This is a genomic window from Massilia sp. CT11-108 (genome assembly GCF_047302915.1).
Classification (GTDB): domain Bacteria; phylum Pseudomonadota; class Gammaproteobacteria; order Burkholderiales; family Burkholderiaceae_D; genus Telluria; species Telluria orientalis.
Genome location: NZ_JBKYMO010000804.1, coordinates 1 through 1746 on the forward strand (window position 1 = coordinate 1; position 1746 = coordinate 1746).

The 1746-nt window shown below is 68.7% G+C and carries 3 protein-coding genes; 2 read left to right on the forward strand and 1 reads right to left on the reverse strand.

Translation table 11 applies throughout. The features are described from left to right. Positions 1–92 precede the first annotated feature (92 nt). The gene (locus ACEN88_RS30880) at positions 93–632 is read right to left on the reverse strand and encodes a c-type cytochrome (protein ID WP_413345872.1); all 540 of its coding nucleotides are present in this window, start codon (positions 630–632) and stop codon (positions 93–95) included. An 83-nt stretch (positions 633–715) separates the two neighbouring features. Between ACEN88_RS30880 and ACEN88_RS30885 the strand changes: the two genes are divergently transcribed. After that, a complete protein-coding gene (locus ACEN88_RS30885) occupies positions 716–1105 on the forward strand; it encodes a c-type cytochrome (protein WP_413345874.1) in 390 nt (129 codons plus the stop codon). Next, a partial coding sequence (locus ACEN88_RS30890) for a cytochrome c oxidase subunit II (protein WP_413345875.1) occupies positions 1102–1746 on the forward strand: 645 nt, incomplete at its 3' end. The genes ACEN88_RS30885 and ACEN88_RS30890, both read left to right, overlap by 4 nt.

Here is a 1746-nt window from a genome sequence, read left to right on the forward strand (position 1 = left end):
GCCCTGCAGGCCGGCGGGGGCGCGGTTCGCGTCGCCGCAGCCGGCTTGCAGGAGCGCCGCGAGTACGAGGACAAGGACGAGCGCGAGCCGGTTCATTTCTTCGCCTCCGCCGTCATTGCCCGGTAATCGTCCGCGCTCTGCGTGGGCAGCTGCATGATGAACGCCACCGTGGACCACAGCTCGTCCTCGCTCAGATGGTATTCCCAGCCCGGCATGCCGCTCATCTTGATGCCGTGCCGCGTGATCCAGTACAGCTCGCGCGGCTTCCAGTGGCGCGTGGCGTCCACCAGCGGACCGGGCACGGGCTGCATGCTCAGGCCATGCTTGCCGGGTGCCGTGCCGGGACCGCCGTGGCACTGGGCACAGTTGTCGCGGTAGACGGCCGCGCCGCGCAGCACCTGCTCGTGGTTGCCCAGCGCGGGTTCGGCCACGCTCTTCGCATGGCGCCGCACCGAGTAATGCATGGCTTGTTCGAGCGTGCTGTAGACGAACGGGAAGTGCTGCGTGGTGGCGCCGATGTCGTACCAGCCGGCGCGCAGCACGACGAAGCCCGCGAGCGCGGCGGCCATCCCCGATCCCAGCAGGGTAGCGATGATGGTCATCATGATCAGGCGGGCGCGCGTGGCGGGCATGCGAGTGTCCCAAACGAATCGTGTTAAAAAAAATGCATCGTCTCCGGTATTATAAAAGCCAACTCAACGTCGTGGATTCAACCGTGCCAACCTCCCTGTCACGCTCTTCCATCGCTTGTGCCGCGCTCGTATTGACGTGCGTAGGGCTGCTGTCCGGCTGTGGCGATGACGACTTCCGCAAGCCGTACATCGGCGGCGACGCGAAGATCGGCAAGCAGCTGATCACGCAATACCAGTGCGGCGCGTGCCACAAGATTCCCGACGTCCCGGGCGCGGGCGGCGAGGCCGGACCGGACCTGGAAAAATTCGGGCGCCTCAGCTACATCGCCGGCGGCATCCCCAACGTGCCGCCGCGCCTCGTGGCCTGGCTGCTCGATCCGCCCGCCCTCAAGCCCGGCACGACGATGCCGAACGTGGGGCTCACCGAGCAGGAGGCGCGCCACTTGGCGGCATACCTGTACACCCTGCGATGAATGGGACGCTGCAATCCGTCCTGCACCCGGCCGGCGCGGATGCCGCGGTCATCAGCCAGTTCGCGTGGGTCCTGTTCGGGGCCGCGACCGTCATCTTCGTCGCCGTGATGGCGCTGATGGCGCTCAGCCTGCGCGACAACACGCGGCCGCTGCGGCCCGGCCTGTGGATCGCGGGGGCGGGCGTCGCGTTTCCCGTGCTCGTGCTGTCGGCGCTGCTCGCGTGGAGCACCTGGCGCAGCGCGCAACTGGTTCCGCAAAGCTCGCGGGCCGCGCTGTCGATCTCCGTCACGGCGCACATGTGGTGGTGGGAAGTGCGCTACCGCGATCCGGCCGGCGGACGCGAGATCGTCACCGCCAACGAGATCCACATCCCCGTCGGGCAGGCCGTGTACGTGGGCCTGAACGCGGCCGACGTGATCCACAGCCTGTGGGTGCCGTCGTTGTCCGGCAAGCGCGACATGATCCCCGGCCGCGTCACCGGCCTCACGTTGCGTGCCGACCGGCCCGGCGTCTACCGCGGCCAGTGCGCGGAATTCTGCGGCGCCCAGCACGCGAACATGGCGCTGCACGTGGTGGCGCTGGCGCCCGACGCGTTCCGCGACTGGCTGCGGCGCCAGGCACTGCCGGCCCGCGCCGATATG

Bases quoted from the DNA above. Each gene is read 5' to 3' on its own strand.
- ACEN88_RS30880 (WP_413345872.1), bottom strand. From the start codon at position 632: ATGCCCGCCACGCGCGCCCGCCTGATCATGATGACCATCATCGCTACC.